Source organism: Arthrobacter sp. 10N44_2, assembly GCF_056394385.1.
The window spans coordinates 50,586-66,705 of record NZ_JBFTHT010000020.1 but is presented as its reverse complement, the minus strand read 5'-3'; the positions used below and the strand labels follow the sequence as shown (position 1 = coordinate 66,705).

Annotated in this window: 18 protein-coding genes; 7 read left to right on the top strand and 11 right to left on the bottom strand. The window is 67.1% G+C overall.

Annotated features, from left to right (window positions below):
• The 3 genes from AC1DBX_RS18170 to AC1DBX_RS18160 form a co-directional block, all read left to right on the top strand.
• Positions 1-2,634, top strand: a 2,634-nt coding sequence (locus AC1DBX_RS18170) for an RCC1 domain-containing protein (RefSeq protein WP_476932388.1), incomplete at its 5' end; no start/stop codon positions are given.
• 247 nt (positions 2,635-2,881) lie between these two features.
• Entirely contained in the window at positions 2,882-4,390 is a 1,509-nt protein-coding gene (locus tag AC1DBX_RS18165; RefSeq protein ID WP_476932387.1) for a CYTH and CHAD domain-containing protein, read from the top strand.
• Between the two features lie 172 nt (positions 4,391-4,562).
• Positions 4,563-5,501 carry a 5'-3' exonuclease gene (locus tag AC1DBX_RS18160; RefSeq protein ID WP_476932386.1) on the top strand — a complete coding sequence of 313 codons (939 nt, stop codon included), beginning with the start codon at positions 4,563-4,565 and terminating at the stop codon, positions 5,499-5,501.
• An 80-nt stretch (positions 5,502-5,581) separates the two neighbouring features.
• Here AC1DBX_RS18160 and AC1DBX_RS18155 read toward each other — a convergent pair whose 3' ends face one another.
• The 10 genes from AC1DBX_RS18155 to AC1DBX_RS18110 form a co-directional block, all read right to left on the bottom strand.
• Positions 5,582-5,758, bottom strand: a complete 177-nt coding sequence (locus AC1DBX_RS18155; RefSeq protein ID WP_223914801.1) for a CsbD family protein — start codon at positions 5,756-5,758, stop codon at positions 5,582-5,584.
• Positions 5,759-5,995: 237 nt separating this feature from the next.
• The gene (locus AC1DBX_RS18150) at positions 5,996-6,601 is read right to left on the bottom strand and encodes a PadR family transcriptional regulator (RefSeq protein WP_476932385.1); all 606 of its coding nucleotides are present in this window, start codon (positions 6,599-6,601) and stop codon (positions 5,996-5,998) included.
• Between the two features lie 152 nt (positions 6,602-6,753).
• Positions 6,754-7,668, bottom strand: a complete 915-nt coding sequence (locus AC1DBX_RS18145) for an alpha/beta fold hydrolase (RefSeq protein WP_476849998.1) — start codon at positions 7,666-7,668, stop codon at positions 6,754-6,756.
• 114 nt (positions 7,669-7,782) lie between these two features.
• On the bottom strand, positions 7,783-8,859 hold the full coding sequence (locus AC1DBX_RS18140) for a cation diffusion facilitator family transporter (RefSeq protein ID WP_476856050.1): 1,077 nt from the start codon (positions 8,857-8,859) through the stop codon (positions 7,783-7,785).
• On the bottom strand, positions 8,856-9,233 hold the full coding sequence (locus tag AC1DBX_RS18135; RefSeq protein ID WP_476856051.1) for an ArsR/SmtB family transcription factor: 378 nt from the start codon (positions 9,231-9,233) through the stop codon (positions 8,856-8,858). The genes AC1DBX_RS18140 and AC1DBX_RS18135 overlap by 4 nt, the downstream gene beginning before the upstream one ends.
• Positions 9,234-9,302: 69 nt before the next feature.
• A complete protein-coding gene (locus tag AC1DBX_RS18130; RefSeq protein WP_476856228.1) occupies positions 9,303-9,845 on the bottom strand; it encodes a DinB family protein in 543 nt (180 codons plus the stop codon).
• A gap of 28 nt (positions 9,846-9,873) precedes the next feature.
• Positions 9,874-10,296 carry an arsenate-mycothiol transferase ArsC gene (locus AC1DBX_RS18125; RefSeq protein WP_476856052.1) on the bottom strand — a complete coding sequence of 141 codons (423 nt, stop codon included), beginning with the start codon at positions 10,294-10,296 and terminating at the stop codon, positions 9,874-9,876.
• The gene (locus tag AC1DBX_RS18120; protein ID WP_476856053.1) at positions 10,293-11,723 is read right to left on the bottom strand and encodes an FAD-dependent oxidoreductase; all 1,431 of its coding nucleotides are present in this window, start codon (positions 11,721-11,723) and stop codon (positions 10,293-10,295) included. The genes AC1DBX_RS18125 and AC1DBX_RS18120 overlap by 4 nt, the downstream gene beginning before the upstream one ends.
• Positions 11,724-11,918: 195 nt before the next feature.
• A complete protein-coding gene (locus AC1DBX_RS18115; protein WP_476849994.1) occupies positions 11,919-12,341 on the bottom strand; it encodes an arsenate reductase ArsC in 423 nt (140 codons plus the stop codon).
• Positions 12,342-12,504: 163 nt separating this feature from the next.
• Complete coding sequence (locus AC1DBX_RS18110; protein WP_476856054.1) at positions 12,505-13,179, bottom strand: arsenate reductase/protein-tyrosine-phosphatase family protein; 675 nt, start codon at positions 13,177-13,179, stop codon at positions 12,505-12,507.
• 45 nt (positions 13,180-13,224) lie between these two features.
• Here AC1DBX_RS18110 and AC1DBX_RS18105 point away from each other — a divergent pair, with 45 nt between their 5' ends.
• The 3 genes from AC1DBX_RS18105 to AC1DBX_RS18095 all read left to right on the top strand — a co-directional run bounded on the left by AC1DBX_RS18105 (position 13,225) and on the right by AC1DBX_RS18095 (position 14,952).
• A complete protein-coding gene (locus AC1DBX_RS18105; RefSeq protein WP_476849992.1) occupies positions 13,225-13,965 on the top strand; it encodes an aquaporin in 741 nt (246 codons plus the stop codon).
• 118 nt (positions 13,966-14,083) lie between these two features.
• Complete coding sequence (locus AC1DBX_RS18100) at positions 14,084-14,434, top strand: ArsR/SmtB family transcription factor (protein WP_459383543.1); 351 nt, start codon at positions 14,084-14,086, stop codon at positions 14,432-14,434.
• A 32-nt stretch (positions 14,435-14,466) separates the two neighbouring features.
• On the top strand, positions 14,467-14,952 hold the full coding sequence (locus AC1DBX_RS18095) for an N-acetyltransferase family protein (RefSeq protein ID WP_476932389.1): 486 nt from the start codon (positions 14,467-14,469) through the stop codon (positions 14,950-14,952).
• Here the strand turns inward: AC1DBX_RS18095 and AC1DBX_RS18090 are convergent.
• Positions 14,949-15,566: a MerR family transcriptional regulator gene (locus AC1DBX_RS18090; RefSeq protein WP_476849990.1), complete on the bottom strand. Its 618-nt coding sequence runs from the start codon at positions 15,564-15,566 to the stop codon at positions 14,949-14,951. The genes AC1DBX_RS18095 and AC1DBX_RS18090 overlap by 4 nt on opposite strands.
• 71 nt (positions 15,567-15,637) lie before the next feature.
• Between AC1DBX_RS18090 and AC1DBX_RS18085 the strand changes: the two genes are divergently transcribed.
• On the top strand, positions 15,638-16,114 hold the full coding sequence (locus AC1DBX_RS18085; protein WP_476932384.1) for a DUF4188 domain-containing protein: 477 nt from the start codon (positions 15,638-15,640) through the stop codon (positions 16,112-16,114).
• Positions 16,115-16,120: the final 6 nt, after the last annotated feature.

Below are 16,120 nucleotides of genomic sequence, written 5' to 3'. Positions count from 1 at the left end.
AAGGTTTCCGCCGTGACCTTCAACCTCACCGTCACCGAGCCACGGTTGATCGGGTTTATCACCGCCTACGCCTCCGGGACACAGCGGCCCGGTTCGTCCAACGTGAACTTCCTCGCCGGCCAGACAGTCGCGAACTCCGTCACCGTACCCGTCGGCGCCGACGGCAAGGTCACCTTGTTCAACCGCTCCTACGGCACCACGCATCTCATTGCCGACGTCTCCGGCTATTACCTGCCCGGGGCATCCAGAAACTCGGCTCTCACCTGGGGCGACAACCGCTTCAGCCAGCTCGGCAACGGCACGACGCCCTACCGTTCCACCCCGGCTGCCGTGAGCGGGCTGAGGGGAGTCAAAGCCCTTGCAGGGGCCGGGGGTACGAGTTACGCGCTGCTGTCCGACGGGACCCTGCGTGCGTGGGGCTCGAACGAGTACGGCCAGCTCGGCAACGGCACCACCAGCAGCACAACGCCTGTCCAGGTCAGCGGCCTCACCGGCGTAACGTCCATCGCCGCCGACTGGTCCACGGCCTATGCGCTTCTGAAGGACGGGACCGTTCGATCGTGGGGTTCCAACACGAGTGGCGAGCTCGGCAACGGCTCGGTCTACGCGAGCAGCAGTCCCGTCCAGGTCAAGGGCCTCACCGGCGTTACCGCCCTCACCGCAGGCTCCGGCGCCGCCTACGCGCTGCTAAAGGACGGGACCGTCCGGTCCTGGGGCTACAACTGGGGCGGCCAGCTCGGCAACGGCACCACCGCCAACAGCTACGTGCCCGTCCAGGTCAAAGGGCTCACCGGTGTAAGGTCCATCGCTGTCGGGTCGTCCACGGCCTACGCGCTGCTGAACGACGGAACCGTTCGCGCCTGGGGGTTCGACAACGGGGGCCAGCTCGGCAACGGCGGCGGCGCAGACGACGGCCGCACTCCGGTCCAGGTCCAGGGCCTCACCGGGGTCACGACGCTCACGGCTGACGGTGGAGTCACCTACGCGCTGCTGAAAGACGGGACCGTCCGTGCCTGGGGCTATGGCTCGAGCGGCCAGCTCGGCAACGGCACCACTGGCAACAGCAACGTTCCCGTCCAAGTCATAGGACTCAACGCGGTCGCTTCCATTACGGCCGGAGGAGGCACTGCCTACGCGCGGCTGTTGGACGGGACGGTCCGTGCCTGGGGCGGCAACTGGTACGGCCAGCTCGGCAACGGCACCACCGGCGACAGCAACGTGCCAGTCCAGGTCGACGGGCTCACCGGCGTTAGCGCCGTCACTGCCGCCATCGGCACCGCATACGCGCTGCTAAACGACGGGACAATCCGCGCCTGGGGCGGTAACCGAGTCGGCCAGCTCGGCAACGGCACCCACGCCGACCGCAACATCCCCGGCCCGGTCAAGACGATCTCCGGCGCCACCTCCATCACCGCCACTGCGTTCTCGGTCTTCACTCTGCTCGCGGACGGGACTGTCCGTGCCTGGGGCGACAACTACGACCGGCAGCTCGGCGTCAGTGGCACAGCGCCGTTTAGCAGCTTGCCTGTGGGCATTTCGGGGTTGTCGGGTGTGGCCATGGCCGCACAGGGCGCCGCTACCAAATATGCACTCCTGGCTGACGGCACAGTCTGGGCGTGGGGCAGCAACTCGAACGGCCAGCTCGGCAGCGGCATGGCCATCTACGACTCGAGTGTTCCGGTCCGGGTCCGGGGCATCACGGGAGCCGTGTCGGTCATGGCGGACGGCGGCACTGCCTATGCGCTGCTGGCGGACGGGACCGTCCTGGCGTGGGGAGAGAACTCCAGGGGCCAGCTCGGCAACGGCACAACGACCGACAACAGCACGCCCGTCCCGGTTCAGGGCCTGGCCGGCGTCAGCTCCATCACGGCGAGCAACGGCAGCGCCTACGCGCGGCTGTTGGACGGAACCGTCCGCGCGTGGGGCGGCAATCAATTCGGCCAGCTCGGCGACGGCACGACGGACCGCCGCAGCATCCCCGTCCAGGCCAAGGGTCTCAGCGGGGTGACGTCGTTGAAGGTCAGCCTGTCAGAGTATGTGGTGGTCTATGCGGTGCTGGGCGACGGTACCGTCCGCGCCTGGGGGAGCGGCACTTCCGGTGAGCTCGGCACTGGCACGATGACCGACAGCACAGTGCCGGTCCAGGTCGCCGGCCTCGCCGGCGTGGCCTCCATCGCGACGGGCAAAGGCACCGCCTACGCACTGCTGAAGGACGGAACGGTCCGCGTCTGGGGCAGCGGCGGGTACGGCCAGCTCGGCAACGGCACCAACGACGACGCCGGCACGCCTATCCCGGTCAAGGGCATTATTGGGGCCACCTCCATCGCGGCAGGAGAGTCCGCCGCCTACGCGCTGCTGCGCGACGGCACCGTTCGCGCCTGGGGCAACAATAGGCTCGGCGAGCTCGGTGACGGCACCACCAGCTACACCGGTGCCCCCGTCCAGGTCAAAGGACTTACGGGCGTCACATCCATCACGGTCAACGGACGCGCAATATTCGCTTTGATGAGCGACAAATCCGTCCGGGCCTGGGGTGCCGGCCCCCATGGGCAGCTCGGCAACGGCGCCACTGCCGGCACGAGCACGCCCGTCGAGGTCCCCGGCCTCATTGGTGTTGCGAGCCTCTGGCCCTAGGTGAAGCCGCCACGGACGTTGCCAACGGCCGGCCGCCGTCGGCGGTCTGGTCGCAGATTCGCGCAGAGCCTAGAATCGGGCTAGGCGCACCGGGCCAAGGCACCGGCCGGACACGCCCGCCGGAGATCACGTCCATGTTCCAGCGGTGCCGATAGGGGAGGCCCGCCATGGCAGTCATCAACAGGACCATCAGTTCGCTGCCGCGGGAACGCGCGTCCCGCGGGGAGTCCTGACCGCCATGGACACCATGGGAAAACTTGAAACGGAACAAAAGTACGACGCCGGGACCTCTGCGGCGCTGCCGGATCTGCAGGAAATCGAGGGTGTGGACCACGTCGCGGAGCCTGTGACGGATCAGCTTGAGGCTGTGTACTTCGATACTCCGGCCCTGGTCCTCGCGGCACGGCGCATTACCCTGCGGCGCCGCACGGGCGGGGCGGACGAGGGCTGGCACCTCAAGCTTCCCGCCGGGGCGGACCAGCGGGAGGAGATCCATGCGCCGCTGGGGCAGCCGGAGACCGTTCCGGAAGAACTGTCCGACCATCTGCAGGTCCTCATCCGGGGCGACGAACTCGTGCCCGTCGCCCGGCTGAGTACGCGGCGCACCACCTACCGGCTTTACGGGCCGGGCGGTGAGCATTTGGCCGACTTCGCCGACGACCACGTTCACGCCGAGGCCCTGCGGCCGCCGGGGCCGGCCGTCGACTGGCGTGAATGGGAGCTCGAACTCGTCCACGGTACAGCGGGGCTCTTTGAGGCTGCCGCCGCGACTCTGACGTCTACCGGAGCCGGCCACTCCGCTTATCCTTCCAAGATCGCCCGTGCCCTGGGCGATGCCTGGCCGGCCGAGTTCAGTCCCCGGACTCCAAAGCCCCGGAAGAAGGGACCGGCGGTCGACGTCGTGACCGCCTATTTAGACGCGCGGATTGGCGACTTCATCGCCAATGATCCGGGTGTGCGGATGGGCACACCGGATTCCATCCACAAGATGCGGTCCGCGACCCGCCGGGCGCGCTCCGCCCTCGCCACCTACCGCAAACTCTTCAAACGCTCAGCGGTGCGGGAACTCCAGGCTGAACTGAAGTGGCTGGGCCAGATCCTGGGTCCGGCCCGCGATGCCGAAGTCATGCTGGAGCGGCTTCGCCAGCACATCCTGGAACTCCCGGAAGAACAGAGGTCCGGCCTCTTGGCCCAGATGATCGATCAGGAGCTGGTCGCAGCCCACGACGCAGGCTACAGAAACGTCCTGGAGACCCTCCGGACCGGCCGCTACTTCCGTCTCCTGGGCTCCCTGGAGGACTTCCGGGACCACCCGCCTGCCAAGCCACGCGCCTTCCGGCCCGCGCGCAAGGTGACGGCCAAGCTGGTCAACAAGGCCGCAAAGCGGGTGGAGCGTGCCCGGAAGGCCGTCAAAGGCTCGGCCGACACGGCCGCGCGCGACACAGCGCTGCATGAGGTCCGAAAAGACGCCAAGCGCCTCCGCCACGCGGGTGAGTCGGTCTTGGAGATCCACGGCAAGCGCGCCGCCAAACTCACCAAAGCGGCCGGACGGCTCCAGACAGTGCTCGGCGACCACCAGGACAGCGTCATGGCGACCGCCCTCCTGCGCAGACTCGCGGCCACCCCGGACCGGCCCGCCGATACCGACCTCGGCTTCGAGGGTTTGCTGGAGATGGAAGAACGCATTGCCCGGAAGACGGAGAACAAAGCCCGCAAGGCAGGGAAGAAGCTTCGCCGCTTGCGGCTGCGACCCTGATCCTGGACGCGTCGAGTGCTGCATCGCCGTCGATGAAGCTGAGGACCTCGCGGCCGTGTTCGTTCATGCCCAGTGCCTGGGGGACCTCAGCGACGCCAGCATTACTTTGTGCCCTCCGAAGATGGACCGTGACGTTCCACCGCCAGCGGGCGCATCCGTGTCAGGATCAGTCATGACCGACCGCCTGATGCTCCTCGACACCGCGTCGCTGTACTTTCGCGCGTTCTACGGCGTGCCCGACACGATCCGCCGCGCCGACGGCACCCCGGTAAACGCTGTTCGCGGGCTGCTCGACATGATCGCACGGCTCACCACCGACTACGGTGCGACGCATCTCGTCGCGTGCTGGGACGACGATTGGCGCCCGCAGTGGCGGGTAGACCTCATCCCGAGCTACAAGGCGCATCGGGTCGCCGAGGAGGTGGCAGGCGCCCCCGATGTGGAGGTGGTGCCGGACGCGCTCGAGGCGCAGATTCTGATGATCCGCCGCGTGCTCGAGCTCGCCGGCATCGCCGTCGTCGGGGCTGCCGACCACGAGGCCGACGACGTCATCGGCACCTACGCCAGCCACGCCGAGCTTCCGGTCGACGTGGTGACGGGCGACCGCGACCTCTTCCAGATCGTCGACGACGCCCGTCAGGTGCGGGTGGTCTACACCGCGCGCGGCATGAAGAACCTCGAAGTCCTGACCGACGCCGACGTCGTCGGCAAGTACCGTGTGCTGCCCGTGCAGTATGCCGACTACGCGACCCTGCGCGGCGACACCTCCGACGGGCTGCCAGGCGTCGCCGGCATCGGGGAGAAGACCGCCGCGTCGCTGCTCGGCGAGTACGGCACGCTCGACGGGCTGCTCGCGGCTGCCGCGGACGCAGGGAGCGGGCTGTCCACCGCAGTGCGGTCCAAACTCGCCGCGGCGGCGGACTACCTCACGGTCGCGCCCACCGTCGTGAAGATCGTGCGAGACCTGGAACTGCCGACGCTTGAGGAGGCAGGCGCGCAGTTGCGCCCTGTCTCCGGCGGTTCGCGGGCCGAGCTTGAGCGTCTCGCCACAGAATGGAACCTCGGCGGTTCGGTCAGCCGGCTCCTTGAGGCATTCGACCTGCGTCGCTAGGGAAGTCCCTGGGGTGTGTGGGCAAATGCCGGGGCGAAGGCGCGATCCGGACCGCACCTCCGCCCTCCGGCGGCCTGTTTTCAGTGTTTCTTGAAAGCGTCCTTGACCTTTTCGCCGGCCTGCTTCAGGTCTGCTTTGACCTGATGGCTCTTGCCCTCGGCCTTCATCTTGTCGTCGCCGGTGGCTTTGCCGGCCGCCTCTTTGCCTTTGCCGTGGAGTTTCTCGGCGGCATTGTGGATCTTGTCACTCAGGCCCATGATGAACCTCCTTATTTATGTCGCCCCCGCGACGTGAATGCCATGGAGGCCACACTTAATTGTAGGGACGGAACCGTGGAAAGCGGGGGCCATTTGGGTTGGTCCGGGCCATTCCCGGCGTCGGGACAACAATCCAGGTCAGGCGATCACGGTTCCAGAATACAAATGCCGCCATCCGGAGTTATTCGGGCACGGACCATTGGCAGCGGTGGCAGTGCGCCGGCAGAAGCGGCGGTGTTAGTCGGCAAGAATGCGGTAGAGCGCGCGGCGGGCGTCATCGATTACCGTCATTGCGGCACTGCGTTGTTCCTCGGTTGCCGAGAAGCGGAATTGGTGGATGACTCCCATGAGTTTTCCGACGCTTTGGTGAAACGCCGGCCCGGATCCCTCCGGGTCGGTGTTCCAGGCGTTCCCCAGCTCCTCGGCGTGATCGGCCACGTAGGCCTTGCCCGCATCGGTGAGGGTGAACTCGGTGCGGCGGCCATCGCCTACGGGCGCAATGAGCTCTTCATCGACGAGCTGCTGGAGCGTCGGGTAGACGGACCCCGGGCTCGGACGCCAGGCGCCCGAGGTTTTTTCCGCAATGGTCTTGATCAGCCCGTAGCCGTTGGACGGTGATTCGGCCAAGAGGGACAGAATCGCCGAACGAACATCGCCCCTGCTGGCCCGCCGCGACCCGCCGGGGCCAAAACCCGGTCCGAAGCCCGGTCCGAAACCCGGTCCAAACCCGCGGCCCGGTCCGAAACCACCGTGTCCGTGGGGGCCGCGGCGGCTCCTGCCGCGCCCGAAGCGTGCCTGGGCGGGTCCGCCGTCCGTGAATTTTTCGTCATGCATGCCTTTCATAGCGGCATCGACCTTCCCAATCAGTTGAAATCAATAATGGTCGCCGATTGTTCGGCGATAATTAACGATATATCGGTGAGTATCGGCGGTCAAGAGTCGATTCACCCCGGCGTCCGCTGACTCACGGACGCTGCCAGCCGCTGCCGTACAGGTCACGGATACAGCAGGTCATCGAGCAGCCGTTGCACATGCTCGGGCCGTTCGATGTTCGCGAAGTGGCCGCAATGCGGGAGTGTCACCATCTGGACGCGTGGGATTATCGCGGCCAGCCGGAGCAGGTCGGAGGGTGGAGTGAACACATCGCTGTCCCCGCGGATCGCCAGCACTGGACACAAAATGCCCCGCCACTGGCCAAAATCGTAGTGCGCCGCGGCCCGGGCTGCCGCGGAGAAACATGCCGGCCGGGCGTCCTCGCCAAGCCCTCTAAGCACCCCCGCGGAGATGGATGCGGGTTCTGCGAAAAACGGGGACAACAGCGGCCGCATCACGGCGGTAGACCCGATTGCACGGACCAGCGCGGGCCCTGCCGGGCCGAGGGCTGCTGCGGCGCGCATGGCCAGCAGCATGCCCAGAAACATCGGGAACCGGAACAGGCTGCGCAGTGGCTTGCCGGCCGCTTCGGACACGCCGAACGTGGTCGCCGAAATCGCGGTCACGCTGGCGGTCCGCCCGGGCCACGCCGCGGCGATGTGCAATGCCAGGAAGCCTCCCATGGAGTGGCCCACCAGGTTCCACCGCCGGTAGCCGAGCGAGGTCAAAGTACCGGTGACGGCGCGTGCCATCGCTTCGATGCTCAAATTCGCCATCCGGGCGTCCTGCGTGGACTCGCCCCAGCCCGGCAGGTCTATCAGCACCCGGTCATGTGCCGCTGCCGGGTGAAGAAGCTCCCGGAAGGACGTCCAGGAGCCCGCGGCGCCGTGGAGGTAGACATCCGCCGTCCCGGATACGGCGTGCGGGCCTCCGGTGCCTTCCTGGACATGCACCGTGCAGGGGCCCAGCTCCGTGGCAAGGGTGCGCCGCCGCAGCGTGGCAGCCCCCGTACTTGCGGTTTCCTGCTGAACACCCATGGTCACCTTCTGTTCGTGGTCTTTGAAGGTGATTCGGAGCGGCGGGGGTGCAGGACCGGACGCGAGGCTCGAGGCGGTGGAGGCCGGTGCGGATCAGGGCCTCCGAGGCCGCCGTTATCCGTGGCTCGGGGGAGGCGGTGGTCCGGCCGTCGCGGCCTGGCCGAACGTGGGGACCGTTGTCACGGATCCCACGTTCGGGAGTGCGTGGCGGGTGGCGTGCTCGATTTCGTCGTGGATTGTGGCAAGTTCGCCCAGGTCGGTGATCGTGGTCAGGGGGATGGAGACCTCGACGTGAAGCCGGTGGCCGGACCAGCGCAGCCGGGATGTTGCGCCCGCGGGGGCGTGGGCAGTGACAACCGCCGCCAGGCGTTCCGTAAGGTTCGGGTCCACGCCGTCCATGAGCCTGCGCCCGATGTCGCGAATGGTTCCCCAGAGGAGCACGGCGATGGCTGCGGAGATGAGCAGGCCCACGATCGGATCTGCAAGCGGAAATCCGAGCCATATGCCGATGACTCCGGCGACGACGGCCAGCGAGGTGAAGCCGTCGGTGCGGGCATGAATGCCATCGGCGACGAGCGCGGCGGACCCGATCCGCCGTCCCACGCGGATCCTGTAGATCGCGACCAGTTCGTTGCCGGCAAAGCCCACGAGGCCGGCGGCGAGCACCCAGCCCAGGTTCTGGACGGGTTGGGGTTCGAAGAAGCGCCGGATGGATTCGACGGCGGCCACCACGGCGGAGAGCGCGATCATCGCCACAATGAACAGCCCTGCGAGGTCCTCGGCGCGGCCGAAACCGTAGGTGTACGTCCGGGTCGCGCGGCGGCGTCCGAGCAGAAAGGCGATCCACAGCGGAACGGCGGTCAGGGCATCGGAAAAATTGTGGACCGTGTCCGCCAGCAACGCCACGGAGCCACTGATGAGGACGATGACCAGCTGGAACAGCGACGTGGCCCCCAGTCCGAGCAGGGAGACCTTGACGGCGCGAATGCCCTGGGAACTTGTCTCCAGGACGGAGTCGATCGAGTCGGCCGAGTCATGGGAGTGGGGCACGAAGAGCTCCTGCAGCCACCCCTTGAAACCGGTCGCGTGGACATGGCCGTGCGGGCCGTGGTCGTGGTGATGGCCGTCGTCGTGGGCATGTCCGTGCGCGTGCGGGTGGACATCGTGGCCGGGGTGCGGGGGCCGGTTCATGCGCCGGCCTCCCTTGTGGGGCTGTGCGGGGCTGTGCTGTGATGCGGGGCCGTGCCGAGGGTGTGTTCGGCCTGGTGGATGGCGTCGGCCACGAGCTGCCAGGCGTGCCCGTCCTGCAGGCGGTAGTAGACCTTGGTGCCTTCCTGGCGGGTGGCGACCATGCGCGCCAGCCGCATCTTGGCCAGATGCTGGGAGACCGCAGCCGCCGATTTCCCGGCCTTTTCGGCCAGCACGTTGACGGGCAGTTCACCGTGGCGCAGGGCCAGGATGAGCCTGACCCGGGTGGCGTCGGCCAGCATGGCAAACACCTCCACGGCCAGCTCGACGTACTGGCTGTCCGCGGTGAGCGCGCAAGCCTCATTATCTGCATTCATACGCAGATACTTACATATAACCCCGCTCCACTCAAGACGATCGAATCAACGGGATACCGTTAGTGGCCATCAGGACGATTCCGGCGCGTCCGGATGCCGAAGGCTCAACTGCTTGGCGTGGAAGTCGAAATGAAGCGTGGGGTAGGCGTAAACATCGTTGAGCGTCATCAGCGGCGTGAAGAAGGGGTCCCACCTGTCGGGGAACGGCATCGACCTGGCGAGGGACTGCGGGTTCTCATGTTCGAGCCGGCGGGAGAGCGCGGCGATGGTTTTATCCAGTTTCCGGCTCATCCTGCGCCTGTTGTAGACGAGGGCGGCGGCCCGGGAGCCCCAGTAGTTCACCACATCAAAAGGACCGGTGCCCGCGTTGAGGACAGCAGCGAATGCCCGGCCCGCCGGGCGGGGGAGCCGGCTGACGACGTGGACCAGCGGAAGCAAGGCGCGGACCACCATGTAGCCGAAGACCATGTGGAAGAGCAGTTCCTCGTTGGTCCAGCGGGTGCCCGTACTTTTGCGGCCGAGGTCCTTGGGCGCCGCGTCCTGCAGCAGGGCGTCGAGGTGGCGGCGGGCGCGGCTGTACCCGGCCAGGATCTCTTCCTTCGTCGGGTCCACGATGTGCACTCCGGTGTCGCGGGCCCGGTCAGTTTCCAGCCAGCTCCGCATGCAGTTTCCGGACCCGGGCCATGATGTCGTCCCGGACCAGGCGCATGCGCTCCATGCCTTCGATGCCGCGTTCGGAGGGCTCGTCCGTATCCCAGAACTCGAGCCGCTGGCCCTCGCGGGGCTCGACCTTAGCCTGGTTGCCCAAGACGATGACGACGTCGGCCGCGTCCAGGACCTCGTCGGTGACGGGCTTGGGGTATTCGCCGGTGATGCCGATGCCGAGTTCATTCAGAGACTCCACGGCCTGGGGGTTCAGCGACTGACCGGGCTTGGTCCCGGCGGAGTGCACCGTGACGCTCCCATCGGCCAGATGGTTCATCAAACCTGCGGCGAGCTGGGACTTTCCGCCGTTCTTGCTGCAAACGAACAGGACGGTGGGCGTTTTCGTGGTCTCGGTCATGCGTTTGATTCTTCCTTCTCTGAGCTGGGTTGGTGGAGCAGTGATGCGGCCGGTCGGTCTTCGCCGGAGCGTCCGTGGGACAGTCCGGTGGGGAAGCCGACGAGCACCGGCTCGGGAGCGGCGCAGCACGAGGACTCTGATGCGGTGGCGGCGGCCGCCGGAACGTCGCAGCTGGTGCCGGCGTCGGAGGAGCAGACGCCGGTTTCGGGGAGTTCGAGCTGGACGGTGTCCGCGGCCTCGCGGTCGCCGGCCAGGGCCGCGGCGACGGAGCGGACCTGTTCGTAGCCGGTGGCGAGCAGGAATGTTGGCGCACGGCCGTAGGACTTCATGCCGACGATGTAGAAGTCCTTGTCCGGGTGGGCCAGGAGCCTGGCGCCGTGCGGTGCAACAGTGCCGCAGGAGTGGAACTCCGGATCGATGAGCGGGCCGAGCTCCACGGGTGCTTCGACGGCCGGGTCGAGGTTCAGGCGGAGTTCGCGCAGGATGTCCAGGTCCGGGCGGAAGCCGGTGCAGGGGACGACGACGTCGGCCTCGAGGGTGCGTCCGTCAACGGATTCCACGGTCACGCCGGAATCCAGGGCTTTGAGGGAAGCAATGCCGAAACCGCTGTGCAGTTCGATGGTCCCGGCCTCGACGAGGCGGCGCAGGCGGGCACCGAGCTGGCCGCGGGCGGGCAGCCCGTCAGCGTCGCCGCCGCCGTAGACTTTCTCGGCGGACGCGCCGCGGACCGCCCAGAGGATCCGGGTGCCCGGTTCGTCCTTGGCCAGGTCCGCGAGGCTGATCAGGGTGTTGGCGGCGGAGTGGCCGGCGCCGACGACCAGGACACGGCGTCCGGCGAAAGCGCCACGGTCACGGCCCGTCACGTCAGGGAGCGGCGAGGAGATCCGGTCCGCGGCGGAGTCCTCGCCGATGGCGGTAAGCCCGGAGGTCCCCAGCGGGTTGCGGGTGGACCAGGTGCCCGAGGCGTCAATGACCCCGGCCACGGTGTGGTCGCGGGTTCCCCCGTCCTGGTGCTGGACGCGGACGACGAACGGTGTGATCTCGCGGTTACGGGTGTGGGTCTTGTCCATGCCTGTGCGGGTGACGGCGATGACTCTGGCGCCGGTCTGCAGCCGGGAGCTGATGGCCGGGAGCGCGGCCAGCGGGGCCAGGTACCGATCGATGAGTTCCCCGCCGTAGGGCAGCGCGGTGGGCCGGGGCGCCTCCCAGCCAGCGGCTTCGAGCAGGCGAACGGCGGCGGCATCGATGTTGAACCGCCACGGTGAGAACAGCCGGATGTGGCGCCACTGCTCGATCGCGGCGCCGGCGGAGGGGCCGGCTTCGAAGATCAGCGGTTCGAGTCCGCGTTCGATCAGGTGGGCCGCGGCGGCCAGTCCCACGGGGCCGGCGCCGATCACGGCAACGGGAAGGTTCTTCGTCAAATCCATGGGTGTCCTCTTTCATCCGTTGTGGTGTTGCGGTTGTTTTCGGTTGGCCCTGCCGGCCGGGGTTGGGCCGGCAGGCGCCGGTGTTGGGTTAGCAGCAGTCCTGATCCTCGTCGTCGCAGCATCCGTCGCTGCAGCATCCGGTGTTCATTCAGCTCACCCCCTCTCCGTCCTCTGTCAGACGTGTGGTGCTGGCCCTTACTTGGCGGCAGGGGTCAGGGACTCGATCAGGTCCTCGATGCGGGTCTTGATCTCGTCGCGGATCGGGCGTACGGCTTCCACGCCCTGGCCTGCCGGATCCTCCAGGACCCAGTCCTCGTAGCGCTTGCCGGGGAAGTAGGGGCATTCGTCGCCGCAGCCCATCGTGATCACGACGTCGGATTCCTTCACGGCCTCCGTGGTGAGGATCTTCGGGATTTCGGCGGACATGTCGATGCCGAGCTCCGCCATGGCCTCCACGGCTGCCGGGTTGACCTTGTCCGCGGGCTGGGATCCGGCGGAGCGGACCTCGATCCGGCCCTCCCCGAGGGTGGTGAGGAAGGCGGCGGCCATCTGGGAGCGGCCGGCGTTGTGGACGCAGACGAAGAGGACGGAGGGCTTCTTGGCGGTTTCTGTGCTCACGGGGTTTCTCCTGGAATCAATGAGGTGAGTGGGCGATACAGTCTGGAGTCTTGCGCCCGGTTTGAAACTCTCAACCGAACATTGATGATGATCGATATAGAGAGTATCGGGCTATAGATTGATGAATGTCAATATTTGTTTTCGGCGGATTTCTGCGACGGACCTAGGCGGCGGTTACGCGGGGTGCAAGGTCATTGATGCGGCGGGTGATGTCGTTGAACGCCATGTCGAAAGCTTCTTTGGTGCCCGGGCGCAGCGGGTCCGGCACCGACCAGTGGATTCCAGCCAATCCGGGCAGTTCCTCGTGGGCCTTGTCGCAGACGGTCACGATGAAGTCGCCCTCGTCTGCCACCTGCTCCAGCCTGCGCGGAGGAAGCTCTGGGAGGTCCAGGCCATGACGGCGGGCGACGTCGATAGCGCCTTGGGCGATGCGGTCTGCGGGATGCGTTCCCGCCGACGTCGAGGGAATTTCACTGACCTGCTGCCAGAGAGCAACGGCCAGTTGGGACCTGGCGCTGTTTCGTGTGCAGACAAACAGGACGCGGCGCGCCCCGTGTTCGGCCCCCGGCACCAGGCCCTGCAGGGCGCCGGCAGCAAGCCGGATATAGCTGCGGCGCCTGTCGGCTTCGGAGCGGTGGCGGGTTGCCAGTCCGGCATCTTCCAGCGTGCGCAAATGGTGGGACAGCAGATTCGACGGCATCCCCAGCTCCGCCTGCAGCTCCGTCGGGGAGAAGTCCCCGAGGGTCAGCAGATCAACGATGCGCAGCCGCGCAGGATCGCCGAGGGCTGCGTGCCTGGCTGCCCGCGCCCGAAAGCCCTCTGCTGCCTCAATATTCATTGGTTCAATTTTGACTGAGCTAATTCTTTCGGTCAAGCTGTTGCCATGATTTCCAACCAGCCGCCGCTGTGGCGCCGCGCCATCGCCGAACTGCTCGGTACCAGCCTGCTCGTGGCCATCGTCGTCGGCTCCGGGATCGCCGCGCAGCAGCTCTCACCCAGTGACGTTGGCCTGCAGCTGCTGCAGAACAGCACCGCCACAGTGCTGGGCCTGACGGTGCTGATCCTGGTGCTCGGGCCTGTGAGCGGCGCGCATTTCAACCCCGTGGTCTCCCTCGCCGACTGGATCCTGGGCCGCCGCGCCGGTACCGGCCTGACCCTGCCGGAGCTGGGCACCTATGTGGTTGCCCAGACCGTGGGTGCGGTCAGCGGCAGTATGGTCGCGAACGCCATGTTTGAGGTGGGCACCTCCATCTCGTCCAAGGAGCGCGCAACACCGGGGCATCTCCTGGGTGAAGTTGTCGCCACTGCGGGACTGGTCCTGCTGATCTTCGCCTTGGCTGCCACCTCCCGCGGCGTCCTTGCCGCGCCGGCGGTGGGCGCCTACATCGGAGCCGCGTACTGGTTCACGTCCTCGACCTCGTTCGCGAATCCGGCAGTGACGGTGGGCCGCATCTTCAGCGACACCTTCGCCGGCATCGCACCGGCCTCAGTTCCAGGCTACGTTCTGGCGCAGCTGATCGGCGCAGCAATAGGAATTGGCCTTCTCCTCATCCTGTTCCCGGCCGCGGCCCGCATCGCGGACGGCGTCGTCCTGGCGCACAGTGCCGAAACCGCCCGCTCCTAGCCTTGGCCGGCGGCCGAACAATGCCGCCCCCACCCAAAGCGGATCTGCGCCGGGTCGACCGACCCGAGCTCCCGCGCCCATACATTGATGATTGTCAATATCAGGGCATAATGGGTACATGAAGTTGTTGCCTGTACTCGAGCCGGCCACGGATGAATCCTGCTGCACCCCGGCAGGGCCCCCTGCCCTGGGTGCCGAGGAAGCCCAGCAGAGGGCCCTGGTTTTCAAGGCGCTGGCCGACCCGAACCGGCTCCGGCTGCTCTCCATCGTCAAAGCTGGCGAGTCAGGGGAGGCATGCGTCTGCGACCTCACCGAGCCGCTGGACCTGGGCCAGCCCACGGTCTCCCACCACCTGAAGGTCCTGGTCGAGGCCGGGCTGCTGCACCGTGAAAAGCGCGGCACCTGGGCCTACTACTCCCTGGTGCCCGGCGCGCTCGAGCAGACGGCCGGGCTCCTGGCGACGCTGTGACCGCGCAACAGTCCGCGGTGACGATCCGCTCCATGCACGAGGACGATTGGGCGGCCGTCCGGGGAATCTACCGCGAAGGAATCGCCACCGGCCACGCCACCTTTGAGGCGGAAGTGCCGGACTGGGAACGCTTCACCAGTTCCCGGCTTCCCGCGCACCGCCTCGTCGCCGAGGCTCCCGAGGGCGGGATCCTTGGCTGGGCGGCTGTCGCCGCGGTGTCAGCGCGGCCCGTTTATGCCGGCGTGGTCGAACACTCCGTCTACGTCGCCGCGGAAGCCCGCGGCAAGGGAGTCGGGGCCGCGCTGCTTCAGGCCTTGGCCGCATCGACCGAACGATGCGGGATCTGGACGATCCAGGCCAGTGTCTTCCCCGAAAACGAAGCAAGCCTGAAGCTCCACCTCGCGAACGGATTTGCCGTCGTCGGCCGGCGGAACCGCATTGCCCGCATGAGCTACGGCCCCAGCGAAGGGCAATGGCGGGACACGGTGCTGATCGAGCGGCGCTCCCCGGTCGTCTAGGACCCCGCCCCGCCGAACCGCTGGAAGGATGCGCTTTGCTGGGCAAGCCGGCGCATGGCCAGGAGTACCGGTTCCATCAGCAGTGTCCCAAGAACCACGTGCCTCATTGCGGCCTCGGCCGAATCGGTGGGGACACTTTCGAGGTCGGCCGCGGCGATGTCCCGCATTGCCGCGGCGTAGCGGTCCAAGAGCGCAGCCGGCGCATCGAACCCGGCATCTGAGAGCCCGCGCAGGGCCTCCACCAGGGCGGCCTGCGTATCGCGGTCGCATGTCTCCGCGCCCCATCCCCAGCGGTCCAGGAGCCGCTGTGCCGAGGAAAGGTCGACGTCGTCCGGTGCGGTCCGGGTGACCGCGTGGTGCGCAATTCCGAGCAGATCGTGGCCTGACTCCGGCGGGCTCTCCAGGCCAAGCAGCACCTGGCGGGTGGCGCTGATGCTGAGCCCGGCGGTCCCAATGAGTGCCCGGATGAGCTTCAGCCGCCGAACATGCGAGTCGTCGTAGCGGGCCTGCGTCGCGGACGTCAGCACGCCCTCGTGAAGCAATTTCTCCCGAAGGTAGTACTTGATGGTGGCCACCGGAATCTCAGTAGCGGCGGCCAGCTGTGAGATGCGCAAAGATTCTCCTTGGCTTGGATAGTCGCACTCGCCAATATTGGGGAGTAGTGGTATCCAGTTAGGAGAAAAGTATGGCACGCATCAATGCTGGACGTTTCACTCACCGCCATTCCGGTGATTTGGTGGTCTTCCTCATCGGCATGCGCATCAACAGTCCCTGGCGTCCGGATCTCTGGCTGCCGGTGTTCCTTGCGATGCCCCGGATGCTGACCGAACTCTTCCGGGAGCCGGGGTCCGGCCTCCTTGGTTGCCGGTTTGCCCTCGGAGCCGGCGGGCCGGTCATTGTGCAGTACTGGGACTCGGTGGACAAGCTGTATGCCTACGCAAGTGCGCCCCAATCCGATCACAGGCCCGCGTGGGCTGCCTTCAACCGCCAGGCAAGGAAGGTCCCAAAAGCTGTCGGCATCTGGCATGAGACCTTCCAGGTAAGCAGGGCCGAGAGCATGTATGTCTCTATGCCTACCGAGGGTCTCGCGCAGGCCACAGAGCTTCTGCCCGTGGGGCCCGGAAGCCAGCAGGCGAAGGACCGGCTGTCCAACCCGGGCTGAGATGAC